Genomic DNA, 25,007 nt, shown 5'->3' on the forward strand with positions numbered 1-25,007 from the left:
TTAGAGGGCTACCCTTTGGCCAGCCCATTGATCGCCCTCGCGACGGGCGATCACCAGTGCTTCGCCAATGCCTGGCGCGGCGGCCACCAAAGAGCCATCGGTCGCCCAAATAGCACTTCGGCCCGCACAGGCCCACCCACCGGACGGGCCTCCATGGTTGGCCATCAGCACCAGCAGGCCATGTTCGGCCGCATAACCCTGGAGCAAAGCGCTGTCCGTCGCGTAGCCGCCTTCACTGATCAGCACCCCGGCGGCGTACACAGTCGCGCCCGCCTCGGCCGCCTGACGTGGATGGCTGGCGTGGGAAAAGTCAGCGCACACTGCCAGAGCAATACGGTCTTCGCCCGATTCAAGTAGCGCACCGCCCTGCCCTGCAATAAAGGCCACCTCCTCGCCAGGGTGAAGATGTGTCTTGGTGTAAACCGCCAGCGAGCCATCCGCCCCCAGCACCTGCGCGCCAATCAATACACCTGAGTCTGGCGTCAGCCGAATCGGCATCCCTACCACCGCCGTCAAGTGCAACGCCCGGGCCATTTCACGCAGCGGCGCCAGCACCGAGTCTTGCGGCGCAATTGCCAGGCTTGCCGCCAACGAAGGCTCATAGCCGGTCAACGACAATTCCGGAAACACCAGCAGTTGCACGCCATGCTCAGCCGCCGCCTGCATAAACTTCAGATGCCGTTCAATGTTGACCGGCACGTCGCCGGCGATGGAAATGGATTGAGCAGCTGCAAGGGTCAAGGCAGTCATTGTCGCGTCCAGGCAATTCATTGTCAGTGTGTTACCAGCATATCTCGGCCAATAGACATGAGTAGCCCCAAGCCATAGAAATTACTGATTGAATCCTGCTGCATGCCTCTAGTAAGCTCCCCCCATCACTTGGAGACACACCATGTTGCAACTCACCCACACTCAGGTTTGCCCTACTGCCAGCGCCACGCGCTCGGTGTCGGCTACCCGCGTGAACGGTTCGAGCGCACGTGCATACTTTTATTTTGGGTATTGGTTTAGCCACTGGCGCGCCTGATACTTGAAATCGGCGCCCACTACTCAAGGGGTCGCCTGCCAGAGAAATCTAACCCCCGGTCGGCTCCCCGATCGGGGGTTTTGTTTTTTCAGGCCTCCATCACTTTTGATTGCTCAAGAACACTTAAAGGAATTACGCCATGAACTACGCAACTTATTACCGTTACGACACCTCCACCGCCTGGCGATTTAGCAAGCTCCGTTCGGGACAGCCTGCCGCCTCCGATCGGTCACCTATTGGTGGCAAGCCAACACACGTAGCCGATACGGCCAATTGTCGAACACCCCAGTAGGGCCGAGCCGCGGGAATAACCCGCCGCTCTGCCAGGAAGACTTGAATATGAACGCTGCCACCGCCGCTCTGCCCGTTTCGAACCTGAACAGCGCCAATGAAGCCCTGACCCTGCGCCTGCCCAGCTCCCTTGAGCTCAAGCACCAGCTACCCCTCAGCCCGTTCCTCAATGAACAGATTCACGCCCATCGCAACGCCGTGCGCGCCATCCTTAATGGCGAAGACTCACGCTTGCTGGTGATTGTCGGCCCGTGCTCGATCCACGACCCGGAATCGGCCATGGAATACGCGCGCAACCTGAAGAAGCTGGCGCTCGAAGTCAGCGACCAGATGCTGCTGGTGATTCGCGCCTACGTCGAAAAACCGCGCACCACCATCGGCTGGAAAGGCCTGGCCTACGACCCGCACCTGGATGGCAGCGATGATATGGCCGCCGGCCTGAGCCTGTCCCGCCAACTGATGCGTGAAATGCTGCGCCTGGGCCTGCCGGTCGCCACCGAGCTGCTGCAACCCATGGCCGCCGGCTACTTCGATGACCTGCTCAGTTGGGTCGCGATTGGCGCGCGCACCACCGAATCGCAAATCCACCGTGAAATGGCCAGCGGCCTGGGCATGCCCGTGGGCTTCAAGAACGGCACCGACGGCGGCGTCGCCATTGCCTGCGACGCGATGCGCTCGGCGTCCCACCCGCACCGCCACTTCGGCGTCGACAGCCAGGGCCATCCGGCGATTATCCAGACGCCCGGCAACCCCGACACCCACCTGGTGCTGCGCGGCGGTCACCGTGGGCCGAACTACGACGCGCAGAGCGTGGCGCTGGTGAAGCAAGACTTGGCCAAATCCAAAGTAGCGGCGCGGATCATGGTCGATTGCAGCCACGCCAACAGCGGCAAAGACCCGCTGCGCCAGCCGGCGGTGTTCAATGAGGTGCTGGAGCAGCGCTTGCAGGGCGATACGTCGCTGATCGGCATGATGCTCGAAAGCCACTTGTTCGAAGGCTGCCAGCAGCTGAGCGCATCGATGAAATACGGTGTTTCGGTGACGGATGGTTGCCTGGGCTGGGACGGCACCGAGCAGCTGTTGCGCAGCGCGGCGCAGCGGCTGCGCGAGCAACGCTGAGCCATCGGGACAGCGCCTCATCAAACTGCTCAAGTTTCGCAAACACCAAGGGCTGTTCATCTGCCAGCCCTTGCAGCCGCTGCTCATACGCCATCAGATAATCCTGCCGCGCCTCGGCGCTGATGTACGGCACGTGCCAGGCTACAAACGGCGCCAACACTTCGAACCCGACATACGCCAACGTCCCGCGCAAAATCGGCCGCGCCATATCTTCCAGCGGCCCATGAATCGCACCCTCGTCGAACATATGTTCGCGCCCGCAAAGCCCGGCGATACCCCGGCGCCTGTCGTTCCGGCATTCGCCGCTAGGCTTTCCAGTGCCAGTCGAAGTGCGTGGGGCGATTACCCACCGACGTTGTAGGCCGCAGGTGCAAATGGAGACGTTTCCTACGGGAACTGACGATAGAGGCGCGGCGGCCATCAGTGGTGAGAGGAGGAACGGCTTGCTATAAAAATGGCTGGTTCTTTTCGAAGTGATCGCCATGAATGTATTGCATTTGTTGTTTGGGAAGCCGACTCAGAATGATTGGGAGCGGGTGAAAGCCGTCAAGTCCTATAAAACCTGGAAGATCTATGACTGCGGTATAGGCGTCGACGCTTTGGAGGTAGCGGAGTCGGAGAATTACCAGGAGGCGACACGTCAGGCCTGTAACGTAGAGGTCGACGACTCATGGGCTTGCTGATCATTGTGCCGTTACTGGTGAGTGGCTACATGGTCTGCGTCAAGCACCCTTATTTCTCCAATCGGCTGCATCGGTTTCAGGGGCAACTGCTCTACCTGCAGGTTGCGAGACTGGGAATGGTTTGCCTGATCGTCGCGACGATTTTGAGTGCTGTAACACTTGCACTGTCAAAGCAGAAGATCCAGATCGCAGGGCACGCAATCGCGACTGACTACAGCACCTATCTGGGTTCGCTGTTGGTACAACTCGACATTGCCAATGAGAAAAACTGCGCACTCTGGGTGTTTCTAATGCAGGTGGGGCTCACCGCCATGCTACTCCCGGTATGTTGGGCAAATCTCTACACGCATTTGAAAAAGCAGTTGCTGACACTGGAATCGGACGAGCAGTTCCACTACCTGCTGTCGCTGGACGTTCTTGAAGGTAACCCACTCAGGATTTTACTGAGGGAGTCGATAGAGCAGCGAGTTGCTTGCATGTTCAGCCTGAGTGACCGCAAGGTATATGTCGGTATTGTGGTGTTCGTCGGTGCACCGACTGAATCCGAAGGAATTGATCACGCGTTTTCCCTGCTCCCCATCCTCAGCGGCTACCGGGACAAGGACACCCTTGAGGTCACATTTACGACCTGTTACTCAGATACAACCGTGCCGCAGCCCATCCTGTTGATCCAGGAAAACATCGTCTCTGCCACGCGCTTCGACTTCAACACGTGGCGTACTTTCCAGTCCCGCAAAAACACTAAAGCTCGACAGGGCCACGTTTACCCACATCGCCCCGCGCGCACCATGAAAGCGTCACGTGCCTGCGCATGAGGCGCCGTGGCTTTTTTTAACGCAACCACACTCGTGACTTTTGGTAAAAAATCCTTTTCGGGTTCGACGGTTTTTCCGAAGGAACGACGGGCGGATACTCGACTCCATTGTTCACACACCCTTCAGGAGTTACTGATGTCCACCCCCATCCAAAACGTCCCGGCCTTTGGCCTTGGTACCTTCCGCCTAAAAGGCCAGGTGGTGATCGACTCCGTGAGCACCGGCCTGGAGCTGGGCTACCGCGTCATCGACACCGCACAAATTTATGAGAACGAAGCCGACGTCGGCCAGGCCATCGCCGACAGCGGCGTCCCCCGCGACGAGCTGTTTATCACCAGCAAGATCTGGGTCTCCAACTTTGCCGAAGGCCAGTTAATTCCAAGCCTCAAAGAGAGCCTGCGCAAACTGCAGACCGACTACCTGGACCTCACCCTGATCCACTGGCCATCGCCGGAAGACCAAGTGCCCGTGGCCGAATTCATGGGTCAGCTGCTGGAGGCCAAGCGTCAGGGCCTGACGCGCCAGATCGGCATTTCCAACTTTACGATCGACCTGATGAAGCAGGCCATTGCCGCGGTGGGCGCCGAGAATATCGCCACCAATCAGGTTGAACTGCACCCCTACCTGCAAAACCAGAAAGTGGCGGATTTCGCCACGGCCAATGGCATCCAGATCACCTCGTACATGACCCTGGCCTACGGCGAAGTGCTCAAAGACCCGGTGATCCAGCAGATCGCCGAACGCCATCAAGCGACCGCGGCGCAAGTCACCCTGGCCTGGGCCATGCAGTTGGGCTATGCAGTGATCCCGTCGTCCACCAAACGCGCCAACCTGGAAAGCAACCTCAAGGCCCGGCAACTGACCTTGAGTGCTGACGACATGGCGAAAATCGCAGGCCTGGAGCGCGGCCATCGCTTGACCAGCCCCAAGGGCATTGCGCCAAAGTGGGACTAAACCCCGGCCACCGGCATGCGGGATAGCGCCTGCAGCCATGGCAATACCTGCAAGCACTGAGTGGCTTCGGGTGGGTCGATCATGGCCATGAAGTTTTCGAGGTTGACGCTGTCCGGCACACCGGGCAGCCGAACCCGCACCGCCGGCGCTGTGTTGGCGGGTGCGCCCGGTTCCAGGTGGTCGTAGACAAACATGTGGCGCACCTGAGGCAGCGACTCAACGCTGTCGGGCGCCAACCCTGCATTAATGATCAGCACGTCAAATGGCTCGGCCGGGATGGCGGTGAGAATCTGCACTTCTTCGAAGGTCTGCACAGGGACAAGTCGGTGATACCCCAATCGATTCAGCAGTGTTTCGATGTGCCGTCGTTGCAGGTGCTGGTCATCGGCAATCAGGATGGTCAGTGCTTTGTTTGGCATGGCAAACCCCTGGGCAGGCTGTGCTCGTTGGTGAGCGAGGCCCATTTTCCAGACATATCCCGAAGACAAAATCAGTCTTTTTCCTGCTTCACGTAGGAAATATCCCAATCCCGCCCACTAGCATTAAACGCCGTCAACGCTGATTGCAAAAAGCACTCAGCCCGTCGTGTAACGCTTCAAGCGCTTTGCCAACCGCCTCGACTGCCGAGGCCAACGCGGCGGAATCCTGCCGCTCGCATACCTCCTCCAGCGCCTCGCAACTGGCGATTAATGCGTCGGCTTTGACCATTCGCGCACCGCCCTTGACTCGGTGTGCAAGGTCGTGAAGCGCGTGAAACTGGCCCTTGAAAGCCTGCGATGAAAGCAGCGCGCCGTCCGCTACCAGGCTTTCGAGCAGCGTCAGCAAAAGCGCCTTGAGCGCGGCATGATCGTCATCCGTCAGCGTCATCAGCGCACTCAAATCAAACGCCACCTCAGCAGGCGACGGGCTGGCGGTGAGCGAGGCCAGTGCCGAGCGCAAATCGTCAAGCCCGGCGGGTTTGAACAGGCAACCATCCATGCCCGACTGCCGACAGCGTTCGGCTTCCTCGGGTTGTGCATTCGCGGTAAACCCCAGCAGCAGGCACGGAACCAGGCCTTGTACGCGCTCCATCTCACGGATGCGACGCGCCAGGGCGTGGCCATCCATGAAGGGCATATTCAGATCAGTAATCACCACATCAGGATGGCCGGTTTTCCACTGTTCAAAACCTTTGGCACCGTCTTCGGCCGTGGTCACTTGATGCCCCAGATGGTTCAGTTGACGCGCCAACAGCATGCGGTTGGCCGGGTAATCATCCACCACCAGAGCGACTAACGCACGGGTCTGCGGGGCAGCCGCGGCAGTGGCTGACACCTCAACCGGCGGCGCGTCGGTCCTGGCCAATGCCAACCCTACATCGACCCGCGTTCCTTTACCGAGCACGCTGCTCAACTGCAACGTGCCGCCCATCATTTCACACAGGTTTCGGCTGATCACCAACCCCAACCCCGAACCGCTACGCGCCGATTGCTCGTTATTGCTGCCCTGGATAAACAGGTTGAACAGGCGTTCCTGGTCTTGGGCACTGATGCCCCTGCCGCTGTCTTCTACGGATAATTCCAGGTTCAAATGGCTGGCGTCAGAGGACGGCGAACTGCGCCCAACCAGTAACACGTGGCCCTCGGAGGTAAACTTGATGGCATTGCTCAGCAGGTTGGACACCACCTGTTTGAACCTCAAGGGGTCGATCAGCACCGGGTAATCGATGGTTGGGTCAAGCTCCACCTGCAACGCCAGACCTTTTTCCCGCGCCAGCCCTTCGAACACCCGCGCCACTGACCTCAGCAATTCATGCAAGTTGGCAGGTTGCAGGGTGAGCGACAAATGGCCCGACTCGATCCGGGCTATATCCAGAATGTCGCCGATCAACTCCAGCATGCTGCGCGAGGCAACCGACGCCACCTCCAGCGCATCGCGGTCGGAGAGACTCAGGCTGGAATTTTCGAGGACCAGTTCGAGCATTCCGTTCACCGCGTTTATCGGCGTGCGGATCTCGTGGCTCATGGTCGCCAGAAACGTGGTCTTGGCGCGGTTGGCGGCGTCGGCTTCGTCTTTGGCGTCCTGCAACTGGCCCAGTAGCTGCTGACGTTCGCTGACGTCCACCCAGCCGCCAATAAGGCCCACGACATGCTCATCGCCGTCGCGGTACGGCAGCATCCAATGGTAAATGGTCAGCACCGTGCCGCCGGGAATCTTGAGTATCCGGTCATGGATCAGCGGCTCCCCGAGGTCCATCAAGCGCAGGTAATCCTCGTGAAAAGACCGCGCCTGGGGGGTGTTGCCGGTATCGGTTTCAACCACCGTCTTACCGATCACTTCTTCCAGCCTGAAGCCAAACACGGCCAGGTAAGCGCTGTTGCACGCCATTAACCGGCCCTGGCGGTCGCGCACATAAATCGGATGGGGCGTGTCATCAATCAAGACACGCATAAAGCGCATCTGGTCGCTCAACGCGCGTTCGGCCTGGGAACGTTTGCGTATCAGCCCGCGCAGGTAAATCGCCCAGCCCAGGGTCATCAGCAGCAACAGTGCCACCAGGCCGAACCCTTGAATAATCGCCGTGCGATGGCGCAGCCAATGGTCTTCGGTGACCACGTCCGTGCGCCATGGGTTGATCAACTCTTCCATTTCCTGAGGTGGAATACTCAGCAGCGCCTTGTCCAGAATTGAATACAGCTCCAGCTGGCCCCGGTTGACGCCAAACGTCATACGCGCCGGTTCAGAGCCGACCGTACTGGTCACCCGCAAGGAGTCACGGTACTGAAGCGCGATCAGGTAGCGCGCGTTGACCAGGGAATTGATGGCTCCCTCGGCGTCGCCGCTGGCCACCAGCGCCATGGCATGCGTGGGGTTCCTGGCCTCCACAAAGTGAATGCCTGGGTAATCGCGGTTAATGACCTCACGCAGCGCATTACCATGGGGCAGCGCAAGACGCTTGCCGACCATGTCCTCCAGCGTCGTGGTTACGGCGTTGTCATTGCGGGTAATCAGCACAAGCGGAGTGGTCAGGTACGGCCGGGTAAAACGCACCTGGTCAGCGCCCTCGATGCTGGGGGTTACTACCGCCATCATGTCCGCCCGGCCTGCGCTGACTGCGTCGATCTGCTCGAGCATTGATCCGCCCGCCACCACATCGAACTTCAACCCGGTACGCAAGCTGATCCGGGACAACACATCGGCGCTCAAGCCCTCCTGTTGCCCTTGTGCAGTAAAGGATGCCAGCGGCAGCATCTGGTCGGACGCGACCACCCTGACCCGAGGGTGTTTTTCCACCCAGCGCTGCTCATTGGTGCTCAAGTGCAGCCGTTCGACGCCCAGCAGCCCCAGATTGCCGCCGCTCCACCGGCGCAATACTTCCATCTGCTGATCCGCCGGGATCGCTCTGAGCGCGGCATTGATGATGCGCAGCAATCGGGTGTTTTCACGCGAAACGGCGAAGGCAAAGGCGTTCGACTCCAGCGCGGAGAAGTCCGACATGCTCACGTTGTTGAGGTGGTTGCGGCTGATCTGGTAGTTGGCGGTAATGGCGTCTCCGAGGTACACATCGGCCTTGCGAAACGCAACGGCGCCAATGGCTTCGAATATCGACGGAAACAACTGAATCTGCGCCTTGGGGTAAAAGGCTTTAACCACGTCGGGCTGCATATAGTGATAAAGCATCGCCACGCGCTTACCGGCCAAATCCTCCGTCAGGGACTGGCTGTCGCCGGTTCGGGTGACCAGCACCGGTTGATCATTGGCGTAGGATCGCGACAGCACCAGGCCTGTGTCACCGGCCTCAAAACCGTTGGCAGAGCCGAGGAAATCGATCGCCCCGCTCTTGAGCGCCTCGATCACCTCGTCACGGGTATCGTAACGCCGTACCTCGATGGTGACGTTCAGGGCCTCGGCGAGCAAGCGCGCGAAATCGGCGGTGATGCCTTCAATTTCGTCTTTGTTGTTGCTCAACTCGAACGGCCCGTAATCGGGTGAGGACGCCCCCATCGTTAACGTGCGCCGCTCGCGCAACCAGTTCCAGTCAGCGTCCCTGAGCTCGACGGTTTGGCCGTTAAACCGGGAGTGCCCCAGCAACATCAGCGTCTGCGGCTCATCAACCGCCAGTGTCGTCGAGGGTGACAGGCTTATCAGCAGGGTGATGGTGAGCCGTCGAACCGAGACCAGGTTCATTGGGCGTTAAATCAGGCCGTTACGCTTGGCGAACGCCGCCATGTGCACCACAGAATCGATGTTCAATTTCTCCTTGAGTCGCGTCCTGTAGGTGCTGACGGTTTTGTGGCTCAGCAGCATATTGGTGGCGATTTCGTTATTGCCCAAACCCAGGGCAAGCATGATCAATACCGCCAGTTCGCGGTCTGAAAGCGATTCCACCAACATTTTCTCCGTGGCCTCCAGGTCGTCACGGCGCACGGAGCTGGTCGGCAAACTGGGAAAACAACTGTAGTTGGACATCACGGCCTTGATCGCCTTTTGCAGCTCGTCCAACTCGCCGGTCTTGGCCACAAATCCCATGGCGCCAGCGCGCATGCAGCGTGCGGAAAAGAAATCCGCACGGTATGACGTCAGTACCAGAATCTTGCACGGCAAGCCCAGCGCCTTCACGCGGCTTATCACTTCCAGCCCGTCGAGCTTGGGGAGTGACAAGTCGAGGAGGATAAGATCCGGACGCCCCAATCTCGCCATCTGCACAGCATCTGCACCATTTCCCGCTTCCGCAATGTCAGTAAAACCTTCTAGCTTGAGTAGATGTTTGACCGTGGCGCGGATAAACGGATGGTCGTCGACTATTAACGCTTTATTCATAAAACCCACCTGAGAGGATCAATACCCTTACACATCACACCGAGCACAGGTACCTGTAAGAAATGACAGTACCGACCAGCGGTACTGCATTCACTCACGCCAATAGTCAGGCTGTGCGGGGTCCCTTCGATTGAAAACATGTCGCACGTACAGCCAAACCGGTACCGCCGGCTAGCTGGAAGCGCGCAACATTAGCAACGAAACGACGTTTCGCCCGAAGGGATAATCCCGACTTGATGTAAGACTTTTCCTCACGATGTATAGCCAATCCAGCGTCTCAACCCGCATTAAGCGAACAACCTAATCTGTGGTGCTCGGGCTCCAGAACGCCTGCACCACCAGGCTGGAGGTGGAGATACGCGCCACCAGCGCGTCCAGTTCGTCGCCGTCCACCGAGGTTGCCGCCAGCGTGGCTTCGATTTCCACCTCTTCGCTGCCAAACGGCCGCACGTCGACGTCGCTGGCCGGGTAGTTGCAGCGCGCCAGTTCGGCTTCCAGCATCACCATGACCGCCTGTTGCTGGCTGCGCCGGGCGATGACATACAGAATGTTTGTCACCTCGGCAGACACCACGTCCATCGGCTGGCGGTTGATGTTATTGACGATCGGCCGCAGCAGGGTATTGGCCGCCAGCACAAACAGCGTGCCCAGCAACGCTTCAAGGATCAGGTCGGCGCCGGCGCACGCGCCTACTGCGGCCGACGCCCAGAGGGTGGCGGCGGTGTTGAGCCCGCGCACATTGCCTTCTTCGCGCATGATCACACCGGCCCCCAAAAAGCCGATGCCCGAAACCACGTACGCGACCACCCGCACCGCGCCCTCCGCGCCGCCGAGGCGGTTGGCCATGTCGACAAAAATCGCCGCGCCCACCGCCACCAGCACGTTGGTGCGCAAACCCGCCGTGCGCTGGCGGTACTGACGTTCCAAACCAATCAAGCCCCCAAGGACAAACGCCGCCGTCAGGCTGACCACGGTATCAACGAGGGAGTTGAGGTTGATGTTGTCGATTGCTTGCATGAAAAATCTCCTCGAATGCAGCGGCGGATTCATTTCGCCGTTGAACACTGCGGGAGCCGGCTTTCCCGCGATGGCGGTAGACCTGGCACCCAGCAAGGAAACCTTCGTGCAGGTACGACCGTCTGCACCGCGCCGGTTTTAAACGCGCAGCCAGCCAGGCCCGCCCAGCCAAAAAGGCAGGCGCGTTCGCAGCAGCCTGGATCAATCCAGGTGCCTGGTCAGTGTCGAAGAAAGGGGATTCGGACAGGTGCCAGGACTGGCCGCTGCCGGGATGCCGCTTCTCGCTTTTTGAGGCGAGACAACGGCATCGGAAAAATGCGCGTTACCTTGCCAAGTAGGTGCCGATTACTGGAACCGGCCGACAACTGTCACTCGAACAAGTACCCACTGAGGGTCTCCGCTATTGATGAAAACGCGCGGAGTTTACGCGCCGATGACAGGCGAGTAAACCGCAGGAAAATTTACCGGGATGATTCTTCAGGGCGGGTTCAGAAACTGGCGATTAACTGTTGGAGCTGGCTCGAACGACTAATCGACAATCCTGATTTTCACGTGCGCGCCGTCAGGCAAATCCTTTATCTCCAGCGCCAGGTCGCCGCTGAACCGGACCTGCTCGACATGATCAATCCGACGCACGTTGCCGATGGCGTACTCGCCACCCAGCACGGGTGAAATAACCAAATGGTAGACCTGCCCTGGCACCAACGGCCCAAGCACATCCTCGGCCTGCTCCACCATCGGTTGCAGGTACCAGTCCTGCAAAAATGTCTGGTCCCTGGACAGCTCATCCAAGGCTTCACGCGTTTGGGCAATCACTTCGCACGAAAGCCCTTCAGGGCACAGTAGCCAATAACGCCCCTGTGCATCCTTGATCATCAAATTGCCAAATGCTGCAGAGCCGACGACTTCAACGGGATCAATGCCGACCCAGCCCCAGCTGTCGCGTATCGCTTGAATCATGTCCATGCAGCCTCCTTGCGCCAAAAAATCTCAATCATCGCGCGTGAGCACTTCCAGCAACTCAATCTCAAAACGCAAATGGCTGTTGGGTTTGATATGCGCGCCCATCGAACGCTCGCCGTACGCCAAATGCGCCGGCACATACAGCGTGCGCACGCCGCCCACCTGCATGCCCATAAGGCCTTGATCCCACCCTTTGATCACACGCCCGGTGCCGATCACGCACTGGAAGGGTTTGCCACGTTCCCAGGACGAATCGAACACCGTGCCGTCTTCCAGGGTGCCGGTGTATTGCGTGGTGATCAGCGCGCCCTTGACCACGGCTTTGCCGTCGCCCACGCGGATATCGATAACCTGAAGTTCGTCGGTACTCATGGCAGCTCTCGTTGAATGCGCAAAGGCTCTGGTTTTCCCAGAATCGGGTGGGTTTGGCAAGCGTAGGAACAGTCTGGCTGGCGACATTTCCCTTTAACTTGCAGGACGTTTCCGAGAGAATCCCAACCGCTTGCGCCGCTCATTTTCCATGGCTAGTCTGCGTCGGTCACTGACCCTTCAGTGACCGGGTTTAGTAGCCCACGATGTGATTAGGCGCAAGGCGCCCCCTTCTGCAAGGCGCTTTTTTTCGGCCCTGCGTCATGGTGGCCGTGCGCAGGGCACCTTCGGGTGCGCCGGGTCCTAATCACCGGTCTACTAACCTGTGCACGGTCGCCACCCCGTTTAGTAGCGATGGTGTCGGCTCTCTAACGTTTGATTAGGAGTTAAACCATGGACAAACTTGTCCCCGCACCACCCGCTTCAGAACCTCCGTTTTTCACCACTTCACAAGACTTAAGCTTCGAAGACGCCCTGGCCCACGCCAGCAGCGTGCTGCGCTGTGCCGCCGTGGCGGCGCAGACGGCAAGCCATCAACTGGAAGGCGACCCGCGCACCTTGGTCATCTCGGTTCTGCACCTGGTGGACATGGCCAGCGTGATGGTCGATCGGTCGCTGGAGTGCATGCAGCTACCTGCATAACTCCCCCATGCACCACCCACCACTGTGGCGAGCGGGCTTGCCCCGCGTTGGGCGGCGAAGCGGCCCCAATCACAGAGGAATGCGGTGTGTCAGGCACTCCTCTGTGGCTGGTTTGGGGCTGCTGCGCAGCCCAACGCGGGGCAAGCCCGCTCGCCACACAAGCCTGCTCAGCAACGTAAGCCTGCTGGCCACAAGCCCTAGAGCCAATGCCAGAACCGGCTCCAGAACCCTCGCCCCAAATCATCCTTGCACCCGGCATATTGCGCTGCATACATCTGCGAACGTGCCTGCACCTTGCTCGCCACCGGCGGCAGCCAGGCTTTGGCAGCATAGGTGCGCTGGCGATAGCCACCCCAGCCTTCGTGGTAGTTGAGGTATTGGCCGTAGGCGTCGTATTTGTAGACGCCGTTGATGGTGTAGGTCTTGTCCATGTACCAGCCAACAAAATCGATGGCGTCGTCGAAGTCCTGGCGGCTGGCGCCGGTGCGGCCGGTGCTTTTCTGGTAGTCCTTCCACACTTCATCCTTGGCCTGAGCGTAGCCGGCGGCGGTGGACACACGGCCCCAGGGGATGATCCACAGCAGGTATTTGCGCGGGGTCAAGGCGTTCTGACGGAAGCCCGATTCCTGATACATGATGGCGAACGGCACCTGAATCGGCACGCCCCAACGCTTTTGCGTGACCTTGGCGGCGTCGTACCAGTCGTCCTTTTCACGGAAAATGCCGCAGATGTCATTTGGCGTGCGTGGAGGCGAAGTGCCGCACGCCACCAGCAAGGAGGTGAGTACTAACAGTCCGACGGCTTTGCCTGCGCTCAAGGGGCACCTTTGCGTGATTCGCGTAAAAGGCCGCTATTTTACGCATTCATTCAGGCAGATAGGTTATCGGGTTCGATACAACCAGTGCTTATCAGGGAATTTGGAATGTCAGCAGCGGCGCCCTTCAACTGAAGAACCGGATCCACTGTGGGAGCTGGCTTGCCTGCGATGGCATCACTGCGGTGTCACTGAAAGACCGAGTTGCCTACATCATCAGGCACTGCCAGTGCAGGGTTGAACCCTGACACTAGCAGGCGTGGAGGCAGTAAAAGGCAGCGTCCTTGCTGCCATCCTGTTTACGCCAAAGGCACGCGACGGCTGGTCAGCGCGAAGCGGCCGACGAAGAAGCTCAAGGCTGCGCCCAGCAGCAACATGGCCAAGGTGCTCCAGGCCGCGCGGGAGAGCTGTTTGGCAGCGACTTCAGCGGCTTCACGGGCTTTCTGTTCCGCCTGCTTTTTCAGCTCATCGACCTTTTGCATGGCTTGTTCGTAAGCCTTGGCATAGTTGTCGACGATCTGCGTGGCTTCTTCTTTGCTCTTGCCAGTGCGGGCAGCCACGATGTTGACCAGTGCGTCTTTATCCGCAGCATTCAGCGCCGGTTCACCGGAGGCTTTAACGCGTTCAAACCACTGCTTCAACTGATCGCCTGCCTGGGCAGGGTTGGTCGCTGCGTCGGTAGCCGTTTGCTTGCCATCGGCTGCAGCCTGGTCGGTTTTCTGCTCGACGTTGGCCGGGTCCAGTTCAGGCTTGCCGCTTTGCTTGAGCAAGGTATCGAGTTCGCCTTGCAGGCTGTTCCAGTCCAGCTGGATGCCCTGCTCATTCAGTTGCTGCTTGACGCTGTCGCCAATGCCTGGCGCCGCCGCTGCGATGCCGCTACCGGCTGCCGACAGGCCTTTGCCCACCACATTGCCAGCCGTCCCCACAACGCTTGCGGCCAGCCCGGCCAGCAGCCAGGTGGTGAGCAAAGTGGTCAGGGTCCAGGTCAGTACACCGTGCAGGCCGCCACGGTCCGGCGCGGTACGCCCGGCCACGAACGCACCCAGGGCAATCGATACCAGCGTGGAGACAAACAGCCAGATTCCGGCACCTGTGCCAAAACCGCTGAGCGGGTTGCCGGCCTTCATCGGGTCGACCGCGCTGGCACCAATGGCGGTGCCCAGCACACTCAGCACCAGGTAGGTCACCAGAGCAATTGCACTACCGGCCAATACCGAGCTCCATGACACACGAAACAGCGAGCGATTAGTTTCATAGACAGTGGTCATACAAAGGTCCTTCACAAGTTATAGGAGCAAGGCAAAGTGCCTTGATGGTGTGAGTGTGGCGAAACGACATACGTTCAGTCGTGGCGCAAATGCACCAGAGCGCCTGGTGCATTCGCACTCCCTCCTCATCACTTTCTCTGCACTATCCTGAAGCGCGGATGTCGATGTTTTCATGCGCTTTTTATTCGGGAGAAATCATGAGCCAGTCCGTCCTCACCACAGAAACCAACCGCCGCCAGTTGCAGCAGATTATCTCGGGGCTATCCGACGGAGTGATTCTGGCCGAGGTCGATCAGACGATTTTGTGGGCCAATGAAGCGGCGCTGGCCATGCATGGGGTCGAGGCGGTCATGGCACTGGGTGCGAATACCCGGGAATACGCCGAACGTTTTGCACTGCGTTACCGCAACAATCACCCCGTGCAGCTGGACAGCTACCCTCTTGCACGTGCAGCGGCGGGCGAAGAATTCAGCGATGTGGTTGTGGAAGTCACGCCCGCAAGCGACCAGGACCGAACCTGGGTACACCGGCTGCGCAGCCTGGTGATCACGGATTCTCGCGGCGAGCCGGAATTACTCGTGCTGATTCTCAGCGACGCCACCGAATGGGCCAGCGCCGAGCAGCGCTTCGAGAAAACCTTCAACGCCAACCCGGCGCCGGCCGTTATCTGCCGCCTCAGCGACCTGCGCTACATCAAGGTCAACCAGGGTTTTCTGGAAATGACCGGGTATAACCGCGATCAGGTGATCGGCAAATCTGTCTACGAGTTGGACGTATTGGAACAGGCCGAACGCAAGGACCTGGCCATCCAGCGCCTGGGCGAAGGCGCGACCATCCCGCAGATGCAGGCTGAACTGAAACTGCCCGAAGGCGGCAGCAAGCTGGTGATCGTTGCCGGCCAGCCGCTGGACATGAACGCCGAAGACTGCATGCTGTTTTCGTTCATGGACCTGGAGCCACGGCGCAAGGCCGAGATCGCCCTGCGTCAAAGTGAGGAGCGCTTCGCCAAGTCGTTCCGCCTGACGCCAGTGCCGACCCTGGTGTGCAGTGCCGCCAACCGCCAGGTGGTGGACATCAACGATGCCTTCATGAGTCTGACGGGCTATACCAGCGAAGAGCTGATCGGCAAATCCATCGAAGACATCGACTTTATCGACAACGCCCAGGCGCGCGCGCAGATGTTCGCCAGCCTGGAAAAAGCCGGCAACCTCGACGGTCAGGACCTCAAGGTGCGCAAAAGAGGCAATGAAGTGATCGATTGCGTGGTCTCTGCCGACACCGTCACCCTGGAGGGCGTGCCCTGCTACCTGATGGTGATGATGAACATCACCGAACGTAAACGCTCGGAGCTGGAGTTAGTGTCGGCGATTGAGGAAGTGATGCAGGACGCGTCGTGGTTCAGCCAAACCCTGATCGAGAAGCTCGCCAACGCCAAGAGTGTTAACAGCGCTAACCTGCCAAACGTGTCCTTCACCGACCTCACCGCCCGCGAGCGCGATGTATTGGGCTTGATTTGCGAGGGCCTGGCCGACAAGGAGATCGCTTCGCGGCTGAAACTGGCGCCCAACACCGTGCGTAACCACGTGGCCACGGTGTACTCCAAGCTGGGGGTGCACAGCCGCAGCGCCGCCATCGTGTGGGCCCGTGAACGCGGGCTGTTTGCCGGTGAGTTGCGTGTAAAGAACAAGCCTTGAAAGTGCAAATGCACTAGTGCGACTAGTGCGAATTCGCCTTATTGCGGCGCGGGTCAATCACTAACCTTTAAGGCATCGAATTGATGCCCTGAAGGAACCCGCATGTTTACCGTCTCTCAACTGCGCAACTGCATCGAAGAAGGCCTGTCGCCGCTGACCTGCGAATTTACCTTGTGCCGGGATGCATCGCTCACGCTCAAGGTGTTCGACGCCGAGACCGGCCGGGTCGACCTGGTGGTCACCGGCATCAGCACCAACCGGCTGCAGACCCCGCAAGATGTAGAAAAAATGGTCGAAGAGCTGCGCTACGAGCTGCAGAGCAACAACGTGGGCAAGCTCACGTTGGATGATCTGCCCTTAGCGACGCACTCATAAACCAGCACATCCCGCCCCGACGACAAACGCCCCTGGACTGTAAAACAGGCTGTAGGCTGGCCATCTCCAGCACCCACCTCAGCATGCTGGTGAGTGGCGCAACGTCAATCAAACCCAGCATAAACATACCTAGCCTGTGACCAGCCACTGGCTCACCGCAACTGCACAATGGTCAGCAAAGCTGCTGACTACCTTGCAGGTGCGGGGCCTAAGGCGCATCACTTCTTGACAGGCGTGATCTCAAGAATGGTGCCATTGGTGGTCTTGAGCAGCACGTACCGGTCGCCAACCCGCGCCCATTGGCTGTCGTCTTCGGGCGCTTTGAGGCCGCGCTTTTTCCAGTCGGTAACAGCCGATTCCTTACGCATCAGCATATCCGGGGCGCGGTCACCTTCCTTGAGGTCGCGGCTATTGATGCTTGAAGGCTTCACGGTTTCCTGAGGCGTATCACCGGCTTGCACGACAAAACTGGCGGTAGACAGGCTGGCGGCAACCAACAGGCAGGCTGCGAGGGATCTGGATTTCATGGGTGCTCCTTTAATTAATGACGCGTACCCAGGTTCCGACCGCAGGCGCGCGAAATCATTCAGCCTGCTAACCTTGCGCCAGCCTATTCTCGAGTCCGACAACCATGAAAACCGTCGTGACCCGAACCAAGTTCATCGCCAGCAGCCTCGTGGTTGCGGCTGTGATCGGCGGCGCAGCGTATTACCTGATTGACCGGCAGGTGGTCACAGACCTGATGGGCGGGGCCGAGTAAAGCGAAGACCAGTTGAATGAGGGCGATGTTGCAGACCTCCACACACTCACATTGCCCGAGGCTAAATGATGGAAAGCCTGCGGCTGGAAATTTCCCCGGTGTCAAAAACCGACAAGGCCGCCACCGAGCAAAAACAGCTGCGCTATGAGGAGCCATTCGTGCCCTTCCCTGCCGCCGAACTGACCACCGCGCTGGAAGCGCTCAACACGCAAACACCTGCGTTTGATCAGCTGTTCTTTGACCGCACTTTTTTCCAGCATTGAAGTGATCGGCGACTACCTCTACATCACCTCGGGGAGAGACCTGCAGACAGACGTTTACACCCTCAAACTGCAAAAGCTCAACCCGCCGGGCACCAGCGCCGTTGGCGCGTTCATCCAGGGCCAGCTGCAACTGGTACAGGACCGTAAAACCCGAAGATTCAGCCTGATCAACCCCCAAGGCAAAACCCTGCCCATCAACCTGCCTTACGACGAAGTCGAGCCCTTCTCCAACGGCATGGCCGTGGTGAAAAAAGGCGACCGCTACAAACGCGAATAGGCACAGGCTGTGCCGCCAATACCTCAAAAGGGGCAGATCCGTTATCATCGCGTTCTTTTACGAACAGATAAGGAAATCCTGTGTTCGATAGTGCTTCCTGGCTTGTTGTCCTCGGCGTTTTTGTCGTGCTGGCGCTCTATGTAATTGGCCTTTATAACCAGCTGGTAAGTTTGCGCAACCGCTTCAAAAATGCGTTCAGCCAGATTGAAGTGCAGCTTAAACGGCGCCATGACCTGATCCCCAACCTGGTGGAAACCGCCAAGGCTTACATGACCCACGAGCGCGGCACGCTGGTCGCCGTTACCGAAGCGCGCAATATCGCTGCCAGCTGCCTCAAGGCCGCTGCGGCAGAGCCCGGCAGCGCGCCCTCGATGGCGCAATTGGGCAAAAACGAAGGCCGGCTCAACGTCGCCATGGACAACCTCAACGTGACACTTGAGGAGTATCCGGACCTGTATGCATCGGAAACGATGATGCAACTGAGTGACGAGATGACCCACACCGAAGACCGCATCGCTTATGCGCGCCAGTTCTTCAACGACTCGGTGATGGAATACAACATCTTCCGACAGAAATTCCCCACCCTACTGTTGGCCCCAACTTTCGGCCATGGCACGGACGCAGCCCTCCTGGAATTTGACGACAGCGAACAGATCCAACGAGCGCCCACCGTCTCATTCACCTGATTCCAGCCACGGATGGCCACATGAACTTTTTTGAACATCAGTCGCGCGCCCGGCGCAACGCCGCTTATCGCATGCTGCTGACGATCGGCATCCTGCTGACCCCAGCGATACTGTGGACCTACGTTTCGTCACTGATATTCGGTGAAGTCCATTGGTACGAACCCCTGGCCGTGTGTGGGGTGATGCTGCCTTTCGTTGCCGCAGGCTATTGGTATCAAATCCGAAAACTCAAGGGCGGCGGCAGCGCTATAGCCGAGAAATTGGGCGCGGTCCTGATCAGCGATCAACCCGATGAGGATGATCGCTGGGTGCTGGAAATCGTCGAAGAAATGGCTATCGCCTCCGGCAACCCGGTACCTCCGGTTTATCTGCTGGACACTGATGGCGTGAATGCCTTTGCTGCCGGGCGTACGCCACAGGATTCGGTCATCGCCGTGACCCTTGGCGCCTTCTACATCCTTAATTATGAAGAAATGCGCGCAGTCATTGCTGAGCTGTTCAGCCAGATTCAAAACAACGACATGCGAGTTGATGCACAAATGACAGGCGTTTACTCAGGAATAGCCTGTCTGGCGCTCCTGTTGGGCCTGGCGGGTGGCTATACACTCATCATCGGACTCGGCTGGGCTTACCTCGTGTTTTTGGCCATGTCGCGTGTCGTCCGTCAGCGCAAGTACCTGGCCGACGCCGCTGCGGCGCAATTCACCCGTAACCCGCTGAGCGTAGCGAGCGCCCTGAAAAAAATTGGCGGGTATGAATACGGGTCAGTGATTGGGTGCCGCGAGTCGGAAGATTTCCTTCAGATGTATTTTGCAGCCCCGTTCGAAGAACTCGGCAAGCGCTGGGTCGCTCCTCACCCGCCACTCGAAAAACGTATTTGGCGCCTGGACCCCGATTGGGACGGCGAATACCCCGATGTTCCACCGCTGGAATCCTTGATGGGCGATGACGAACAGGCCGATGAAAACCTGCGGCGGTGGGAAGTGCTGGGCGCCGTTGGGGCGGCTGTCAGTGCAACCCGCCAAACCGGTGAGGAGCCTAACGCGTGGGACCTGTACCTGGCCAGGGTCGCGCTCGACAGCGTCTGCGATGTGGTCACCGCAGCCGCACGCCACCCTGACAGTGCCCGGGCGTTGATCTACCGGTTGCTGCTGTCTGATGACGCACCGGCACGCGAATATCAGGAGAGTCAGTTGCAGGGGTGCCCTGACCAGGAGATTCTCCACCACATGCAGGCATTGAAAGGCCCCATGGCGAATCTGGATCGCTACCTGCGCCTGCCCCTGATCGACCTTTGCGTTCCGGCGCTCAAACAGCTGACGCCGGCACAGTACAAGGTATTGACCGACACTATAATGAGCCTCTGCTCAGTTGATGCCAAAACCATTCTCACGGGCTGGGCCCTGGTGCAAATCCTCAATGCTCGTGTGCCTGGCAGGCGCCAGCTTCTGGGGCTCTACACACTCTCTCAACGCGAGAGCGACGTCACACTTGTGCTCGGACTTTTCGCCGCCATGGGTCACAGAAGCGACTCGCAGGCGGAGCTGGCTTACTACCGCGCCTGCGATGCGCTGCCCTTTTACACCGCGCCAAGGGACGACCTCGACGAAGAGGACACCCTCAAGAGCCTTGATAAGCGCCTTACACATTTGCGGCAACTCAAAAGCGAAGAAAAAGAAACCTTGATGGATGCCATCGCGGTCTGTATCGAAACCGACGGCCACATCACCCCCGAAGAAATCGAGCTAATGCGCGCGATGGCCGACGCCCTCGACTGCCCTATGCCGGAGGGGCTGGAAACTCCCTCGTTTGAAACGGCCGATGCTGAGCTGTTGCCCGCATGAAATAAATCCTGTAATTTTTCATGAAATTATTCGACATAAATTTCATGAATCAACAAGACGAACTTCAGACCCTGGCCGTGCTGATCCACGACCTGCGCAAGCACAAGAAGCTCACCCTCGCCCAGCTCGCGCAGAAGATCGAGCGTTCGGTGGGCTTCTTGTCACAGGTCGAGCGCGGCCTGTCACGCCCCACCGTGGCCGACCTCACCGCCATCAGCCACGCCCTCGACGTGCCCACCACCTACTTCTACAGCCTGCCCAAGCCCAGGGCGGTGGATTGGGTCACGCGCCCCAACGAACGGCGCACGGTGTATTACGCCAACGGCATCACCGACATTCTCGTCTCGCCGAGCATGAACGGTGCCTTCTCGATGCTCGACAGCCTGTTGGCACCCGGCGCCAACAGTGGCGAGCAAACCATGAGCGATCGCGCCGAACAGGCCGGTTTTGTGCTCGAAGGTGAATTGACGTTGTGGGTGGAAGGCGAAGCCGACTCCGTGACGCTCTGCGCCGGCGACAGCTTCCACCTGGCCAGTTTCGCCCACTGCCGCTACGCCAACCTGACCAACCTGCCCACCCGCGTGCTGTGGGTTTATAACTAGGAGCAACACCCGTGAAAAGCCATTCCTCCACGTTGCTGGCCGAAGTACGGACCTTTCGCCAGAAACACCCCGACGTGCGATATGTCGACCTGATCGCCCTGGACATTCCCGGGCATTTTTACGGCAAGCGCTACCCGGTGGAAATGCTCGAAAAAGTCGCCGCCGGCAGCCCTCTGAAGCTGCCGCAAAACGCCGTGCTGTTGGGGGCTCAGGGCGGGCTGTTCAAGATCGGCGACTACTGCTTCAACGACGGCGACCCGGATGCCAATCGCCGTCTGGTGCCGGGCACGTTGAAGCCGGTGAGCTGGGAGTCGCAACCTTTGGGGCAGATGCTGATCACCTCTGACGGCACCGAAGCACCGATCGAATTCGAACCGCGCGAAGTGCTGGCCAAGGTGCTGGAGCGCTTGCAGCACAAGGGCATTCACCCGGTGGTAGCGTTCGAGCTGGAGTTCTACCTGTTCGACAAAAAACTCGACAACGGCTTGCCGCAATTTGCCCGCGACCCACTGAGCGAGGATGCCGACGACCAGCCCAACCTGCATATCGAGCGCCTGACGCGCTTCGGTGACGTGCTTGACGACATGGCGCAAACCGCCAAAGACCAAGGCATCGATATCACGGTGATCACCGCCGAGATCGGCCCCGGCCAGTTCGAGATCAATTTCGGTCACCTCGACGACGGCCTGCGCGCCGCTGACTGGGCCGCCCTGTTCTGCCGCAGCACGCGCGGCGTGGCGCTCAAGCATGGTTACCGCGCAAGCTTCATGGCCAAACCCTACCTGCAATACCCCGGCAGCGGCATGCACGTGCATGTCAGCCTGTATGACGGTGCGGGCAACAACCTGCTCGCCGCGCACCAGCAGCAACCCTTGCGCCACGCCGTGGCCGGTTGCCTGGAGTTGCTGCCCCACTGCATGCCGATTTTCTCACCGAACCACAATGCGTTCCGCCGTCTGGGCGGCACCGTCAACGCCGCCACCCGCGCCAGCTGGGGCTTTGAAGACCGTGATGCTTGCGTGCGCATCCCTGAGTCCGACCCGCGTAACCTGCGCATCGAACACCGTCTGGCGAGTGCCGACGCCAACCCGTATCTGGTGCTGGCTGCGATTCTCGTTGGCCTGGAGCATGGCCTTGAAGCCAAGCGCGAACCGATTCCACCGTTGAATGAAGACCGCAACAGCGGCACTGACTTCCCCGTGGACATGCTCGACGCCGTGCGCGCCATGAGGCACCAGCCGGTATTACGCGATAAGCTGGGCGGCGAATTTGTCGACGTGTACTGCGAGAACAAACGTCAGGATCACTTGGCCTTCCAGCAAGAGATCCATGCGCGGGAATATCGCTGGTTTCTTTAACGCCTCCTGGACTCACCGATGACCGACCAAAGCGCCCCGGCCCTCAAGGAAATCTTCAACGTCGAACGCCTGCAACACATCGCCACCGAAATGACGGCGGTGTACCCGGCATTCGACGCCAAGGGTTTCCTCAAACACGCCAAGGCCGGGCTGGCCGAGTTGTCGGTGATGCAGCGCGTGGCGCGGGTCAGCGAGAGCCTGCACGCGGTAATGCCGCTGGACTATCCGAACACCCTCACGCGGCTTTACGCCCTCGCGCCGCGTTTGAACAGCGCCTTTGTCAGCCTGTTCCTGCCGCACTACGTGGCGAGTTACGGTCGCGACGATTTCAAGCGCTCGGTGGCTGCACTCAAGTATTTCACCACCTTTGGTTCCGCCGAATTCGCCATCCGCCATTTCCTGCTGCATGACTTCAAACGCACCCTGGCAGTGATGCAGGACTGGTCGCTGGATGCCAACGAACATGTGCGCCGCCTCGCCAGCGAAGGCTCGCGGCCACGGCTGCCGTGGTCATTTCGCCTCGCCCAAGTGCAGGCCGACCCGCAGCTGTGCGCGTCGATCCTCGATAACCTCAAGGCCGACAGCAGCCTGTACGTGCGCAAGTCGGTGGCCAACCACCTCAACGACATCACCAAGGATGACCCGGACTGGGTGCTGAGCCTGATCGAGGGCTGGTCGCTGGATAACCCGCACACCGCCTGGATCGCCCGGCATGCGCTGCGCAGCCTGATCAAGCAAGGCAACACCCGCGCGCTGACGATCATGGGCGCCGGGGCCAAGGCCGAGGTGAAGATTCATCACCTGCAAGTTACGCCAGCGGTGATCAACCTGGGCGAGCGGATCAGCGTCTCCTTCACCCTAGAGTCAACCGCCGCCACCGCGCAAAAACTGGTGGTGGACTACGCCATCGACTACGTCAAAAGCGCCGGGCACAGCGCCGCCAAAGTCTTCAAGCTCAAGACCTTCAGCCTCGATGCAGGTGAGCATCACAGCATTCGCCGCGAGCAACACATCCGCGAGCTGACCACGCGCAAACACTATCCCGGCACACATCGGGTGCATGTGATGGTGAACGGGGAGCGATTAGGCAGTGCAGCATTCGAATTGCGGGACTGACGGTAGCTCGCCCCCGATAAACCGCTGGCTTGCAGCTGGAAGTATCCACCCAAACTAAAGCCTGTCGCCCGTGGCGAGCGGGCTTGCCCCGCGTTGGGCTGCGTAGCGGCCCCAAAACCAGCCCCGATGGAGTACCTGAAACACCGCATTCTTCTCTACTGGGGCTGCTACGCAGCCCAACGCGGGGCAAGCCCGCTCGCCACAATAGCCCTGTTTACAAGAGGTTTGAGTGTTGAGCCAAAGGTCTTTAGAGACTTATGGTTATCCAAGCACACCAGCGTCTACACGTTTAATTCGGTTTCTCGCCGAGCAGCAACCCTTGCTCACGCGCGCACAGCTCCACCACGTAATCCCACAACACCCGCAGCCGCACTGACTTGTGCAATTCCCTGCGCGAGCTGATCCAGTAGCTGCGCGAAATCCCCTCCCCCGGCAGCAACGGCACCAGGTCCGCATCACCCGCCGCCATAAAGCACGGCAACACCGCGATGCCCAACCCCGAACGCGCGGCCTGGTGCTGAGCGATCACGCTGGTGCTGTGGAACACCACCCGTGGGTTACGACAAAAGCTGCTGAGGAATTTCAGTTCCTGGCTAAACAGCAGGTCGTCCACGTAATCGATCCAGGCATGGGCAGCGAGGTCTTCGCGTTTTTCAATCGGCGGGTTGCGGTCCAGATAGGCGCGGCTGGCGTAGAGCGCGAGGCGGTAATCGGTGAGTTTGCGGGTGACGAGTTGGTCGACGCTCGGGCGTTCCAGGTGGATGCTGATTTCTGCTTCGCGGTTGAGGATGCTCACAAAGCGCGGCACGGCCAGCAGTTCTACTTCCAGGCCCGGATAGCGCTCGAATAGCCCGCCCATGCGACTGGCGAGGAACATCACCCCCAAACCTTCGGCCACACCCAAGCGAATCTTGCCCAGTGGCGCGGCAGAATGGGTGAGTTCGTCCTCGGCCAGCAAGGCGACGTTTTCCATGGCTTCGGCGTGTTTGAGCAGGGCTTCGCCAGCTGGGGTCAGTTCATAGCCCTGGGCGTGCTGCACAAACAGCGCGGTACCCAGGCTTTTCTCGATGGCCTCGATATGCCGCGCCACGGTGGCGTGGGTGGTTTTCAGGCGCTGCGCGGCAGTGAGCAAGCGGCCGCTGCGCTGCAACTCCAGAAAATACCGCAGGTCATTCCAGTCGAACATGCCGCCTCCCTCCCTAAGACATCACTCTTTCCAACGCCCTGCCCCGTAACTGTGGCAACTGAGCTCGCTCGCCACAGAAAACC

Annotated in this window: 25 protein-coding genes and 1 pseudogene; 14 read left to right on the forward strand and 12 right to left on the reverse strand. The window is 59.4% G+C overall.

Annotated elements, in window-relative coordinates:
• A complete protein-coding gene (locus Q7C20_RS10850) occupies positions 1-750 on the reverse strand; it encodes a carbon-nitrogen hydrolase family protein (RefSeq protein WP_375067238.1) in 750 nt (249 codons plus the stop codon).
• A 616-nt stretch (positions 751-1,366) separates the two neighbouring features.
• On the opposite strand from Q7C20_RS10850, the gene Q7C20_RS10855 reads away from it, so the two are divergent.
• Positions 1,367-2,437 carry a 3-deoxy-7-phosphoheptulonate synthase gene (locus Q7C20_RS10855; protein WP_348055341.1) on the forward strand — a complete coding sequence of 357 codons (1,071 nt, stop codon included), beginning with the start codon at positions 1,367-1,369 and terminating at the stop codon, positions 2,435-2,437.
• 10 nt (positions 2,438-2,447) lie between these two features.
• On the opposite strand, the pseudogene Q7C20_RS10860 reads toward Q7C20_RS10855, so the two are convergent.
• A pseudogene (locus Q7C20_RS10860) lies at positions 2,448-2,744 on the reverse strand (flavodoxin family protein); the annotation flags it as partial.
• Positions 2,745-3,107: 363 nt separating this feature from the next.
• On the opposite strand from Q7C20_RS10860, the gene Q7C20_RS10865 reads away from it, so the two are divergent.
• On the forward strand, positions 3,108-3,935 hold the full coding sequence (locus Q7C20_RS10865; RefSeq protein WP_375067240.1) for a hypothetical protein: 828 nt from the start codon (positions 3,108-3,110) through the stop codon (positions 3,933-3,935).
• Between the two features lie 135 nt (positions 3,936-4,070).
• Entirely contained in the window at positions 4,071-4,889 is an 819-nt protein-coding gene (gene dkgB / locus Q7C20_RS10870; RefSeq protein WP_375067242.1) for a 2,5-didehydrogluconate reductase DkgB, read from the forward strand.
• Here dkgB and Q7C20_RS10875 read toward each other — a convergent pair.
• The 6 genes from Q7C20_RS10875 to Q7C20_RS10900 all read right to left on the reverse strand — a co-directional run bounded on the left by Q7C20_RS10875 (position 4,886) and on the right by Q7C20_RS10900 (position 12,041).
• Positions 4,886-5,308 carry a chemotaxis protein CheY gene (locus tag Q7C20_RS10875; protein ID WP_375067243.1) on the reverse strand — a complete coding sequence of 141 codons (423 nt, stop codon included), beginning with the start codon at positions 5,306-5,308 and terminating at the stop codon, positions 4,886-4,888. The genes dkgB and Q7C20_RS10875 overlap by 4 nt on opposite strands.
• A 133-nt stretch (positions 5,309-5,441) precedes the next feature.
• The gene (locus Q7C20_RS10880) at positions 5,442-9,056 is read right to left on the reverse strand and encodes a transporter substrate-binding domain-containing protein (protein ID WP_375067245.1); all 3,615 of its coding nucleotides are present in this window, start codon (positions 9,054-9,056) and stop codon (positions 5,442-5,444) included.
• A gap of 6 nt (positions 9,057-9,062) precedes the next feature.
• Complete coding sequence (locus tag Q7C20_RS10885) at positions 9,063-9,689, reverse strand: response regulator transcription factor (protein ID WP_348055351.1); 627 nt, start codon at positions 9,687-9,689, stop codon at positions 9,063-9,065.
• A gap of 300 nt (positions 9,690-9,989) precedes the next feature.
• The gene (locus tag Q7C20_RS10890; protein WP_348055353.1) at positions 9,990-10,706 is read right to left on the reverse strand and encodes an MgtC/SapB family protein; all 717 of its coding nucleotides are present in this window, start codon (positions 10,704-10,706) and stop codon (positions 9,990-9,992) included.
• A gap of 528 nt (positions 10,707-11,234) precedes the next feature.
• A complete protein-coding gene (locus tag Q7C20_RS10895; protein WP_375067248.1) occupies positions 11,235-11,672 on the reverse strand; it encodes a T6SS immunity protein Tdi1 domain-containing protein in 438 nt (145 codons plus the stop codon).
• A gap of 24 nt (positions 11,673-11,696) precedes the next feature.
• Positions 11,697-12,041, reverse strand: coding sequence for an FKBP-type peptidyl-prolyl cis-trans isomerase (locus tag Q7C20_RS10900; RefSeq protein WP_375067250.1), 345 nt, complete (start codon positions 12,039-12,041; stop codon positions 11,697-11,699).
• 390 nt (positions 12,042-12,431) lie between these two features.
• Here Q7C20_RS10900 and Q7C20_RS10905 point away from each other — a divergent pair, with 390 nt between their 5' ends.
• Positions 12,432-12,680: a DUF6124 family protein gene (locus tag Q7C20_RS10905; RefSeq protein WP_375067252.1), complete on the forward strand. Its 249-nt coding sequence runs from the start codon at positions 12,432-12,434 to the stop codon at positions 12,678-12,680.
• 197 nt (positions 12,681-12,877) lie between these two features.
• On the opposite strand, the gene Q7C20_RS10910 is transcribed toward Q7C20_RS10905, so the two are convergent.
• Both Q7C20_RS10910 and Q7C20_RS10915 read right to left on the reverse strand, forming a co-directional pair.
• Positions 12,878-13,498, reverse strand: a complete 621-nt coding sequence (locus Q7C20_RS10910) for a transglycosylase SLT domain-containing protein (protein WP_348055361.1) — start codon at positions 13,496-13,498, stop codon at positions 12,878-12,880.
• Between the two features lie 296 nt (positions 13,499-13,794).
• Positions 13,795-14,763, reverse strand: coding sequence for a hypothetical protein (locus Q7C20_RS10915; RefSeq protein ID WP_348055363.1), 969 nt, complete (start codon positions 14,761-14,763; stop codon positions 13,795-13,797).
• A 197-nt stretch (positions 14,764-14,960) separates the two neighbouring features.
• Between Q7C20_RS10915 and Q7C20_RS10920 the strand changes: the two genes are divergently transcribed.
• Entirely contained in the window at positions 14,961-16,457 is a 1,497-nt protein-coding gene (locus tag Q7C20_RS10920) for a PAS domain S-box protein (RefSeq protein ID WP_375067254.1), read from the forward strand.
• Between the two features lie 102 nt (positions 16,458-16,559).
• On the forward strand, positions 16,560-16,832 hold the full coding sequence (locus tag Q7C20_RS10925; RefSeq protein ID WP_375067256.1) for a DUF1652 domain-containing protein: 273 nt from the start codon (positions 16,560-16,562) through the stop codon (positions 16,830-16,832).
• 218 nt (positions 16,833-17,050) lie between these two features.
• On the opposite strand, the gene Q7C20_RS10930 is transcribed toward Q7C20_RS10925, so the two are convergent.
• A complete protein-coding gene (locus tag Q7C20_RS10930) occupies positions 17,051-17,359 on the reverse strand; it encodes an RcnB family protein (protein ID WP_348055368.1) in 309 nt (102 codons plus the stop codon).
• A gap of 104 nt (positions 17,360-17,463) precedes the next feature.
• Here Q7C20_RS10930 and Q7C20_RS10935 point away from each other — a divergent pair, with 104 nt between their 5' ends.
• From Q7C20_RS10935 to Q7C20_RS10970, 8 genes are all read left to right on the forward strand, one after another.
• Complete coding sequence (locus Q7C20_RS10935) at positions 17,464-17,592, forward strand: hypothetical protein (RefSeq protein WP_375067257.1); 129 nt, start codon at positions 17,464-17,466, stop codon at positions 17,590-17,592.
• Positions 17,593-17,657: 65 nt separating this feature from the next.
• Complete coding sequence (locus Q7C20_RS10940) at positions 17,658-17,855, forward strand: hypothetical protein (protein WP_375067259.1); 198 nt, start codon at positions 17,658-17,660, stop codon at positions 17,853-17,855.
• Positions 17,830-18,132 (forward strand): WG repeat-containing protein, encoded by a 303-nt coding sequence (locus tag Q7C20_RS10945; protein WP_375067261.1) that lies wholly within the window; start codon positions 17,830-17,832, stop codon positions 18,130-18,132. The genes Q7C20_RS10940 and Q7C20_RS10945 overlap by 26 nt, the downstream gene beginning before the upstream one ends.
• A gap of 80 nt (positions 18,133-18,212) precedes the next feature.
• Positions 18,213-18,818 (forward strand): LemA family protein, encoded by a 606-nt coding sequence (locus Q7C20_RS10950; protein WP_375067263.1) that lies wholly within the window; start codon positions 18,213-18,215, stop codon positions 18,816-18,818.
• Between the two features lie 20 nt (positions 18,819-18,838).
• Complete coding sequence (locus Q7C20_RS10955; RefSeq protein WP_375067264.1) at positions 18,839-20,662, forward strand: M48 family metalloprotease; 1,824 nt, start codon at positions 18,839-18,841, stop codon at positions 20,660-20,662.
• A gap of 44 nt (positions 20,663-20,706) precedes the next feature.
• Positions 20,707-21,264, forward strand: coding sequence for a helix-turn-helix domain-containing protein (locus tag Q7C20_RS10960; protein WP_375067265.1), 558 nt, complete (start codon positions 20,707-20,709; stop codon positions 21,262-21,264).
• Positions 21,265-21,275: 11 nt separating this feature from the next.
• A complete protein-coding gene (locus Q7C20_RS10965; RefSeq protein WP_375067267.1) occupies positions 21,276-22,622 on the forward strand; it encodes a glutamine synthetase family protein in 1,347 nt (448 codons plus the stop codon).
• A gap of 18 nt (positions 22,623-22,640) precedes the next feature.
• Entirely contained in the window at positions 22,641-23,738 is a 1,098-nt protein-coding gene (locus tag Q7C20_RS10970) for a DNA alkylation repair protein (protein WP_375067269.1), read from the forward strand.
• Positions 23,739-24,027: 289 nt separating this feature from the next.
• Here Q7C20_RS10970 and Q7C20_RS10975 read toward each other — a convergent pair whose 3' ends face one another.
• Positions 24,028-24,924: a LysR family transcriptional regulator gene (locus Q7C20_RS10975; RefSeq protein WP_375067271.1), complete on the reverse strand. Its 897-nt coding sequence runs from the start codon at positions 24,922-24,924 to the stop codon at positions 24,028-24,030.
• Positions 24,925-25,007 lie beyond the last annotated feature (83 nt).

Origin of the sequence: Pseudomonas sp. AMR01, assembly GCF_041946035.1 — a bacterium.
Lineage (GTDB): Bacteria > Pseudomonadota > Gammaproteobacteria > Pseudomonadales > Pseudomonadaceae > Aquipseudomonas > Aquipseudomonas antarctica_B.